The organism is Ralstonia sp. VS2407, assembly GCF_052950655.1.
This window is the reverse complement of sequence record NZ_JBRFVG010000258.1, coordinates 1-466: the sequence shown is the minus strand read 5'-3', so window position 1 is coordinate 466 and position 466 is coordinate 1. Positions and strand designations below refer to the sequence as shown.

The window sequence follows — 466 nt, the reverse complement described above, 5'->3', positions numbered from 1 at the left end:
CCCCGGACAGCTTGCCTACGCGAAGCTCTCCGACCGCTAGCCGCCGGCCCTGCAGCGCGGCGTCCAGCTTGCGAGCCAGGACGTAGACGCTGTCACCTTCGGGCACCGCACCATTGTGCTCGGCCAGCTGCGATAAATCTGACGCTCGATCGCCCAGGCCGGTTGCGGCCACGCTCAGAATCCTGGCTGGTCGATATTGACAGTCGGATTTATCGCAGCGGCTGCGACCGACACCCAGCCAGGAGAAGCGATTCGGAGCACCTTCTAGGGTGTCCGGCATGGAGCAACGAGTGTTGGGGCGTACCGAACGCCCGGTTTCGGTCATTGGTCTGGGTACCTGGCAGCTGGGGGCGGATTGGGGTGAGGTGTCCGAGGCGGACGCGCTCGGCGTGCTCTCCGCCGCCGTGGAGTCGGGGGTCACCTTCTTCGACACCGCCGACGTCTACGGCGACGGGCGGAGCGAGCA

Annotated in this window: 1 protein-coding gene; it reads left to right on the top strand. The window is 66.5% G+C overall.

Annotated elements, in window-relative coordinates; translation table 11 throughout:
- Window positions 1-278 precede the first annotated feature (278 nt).
- A partial coding sequence (locus ACU8YE_RS24920) for an aldo/keto reductase (protein ID WP_446930219.1) occupies window positions 279-466 on the top strand: 188 nt, incomplete at its 3' end.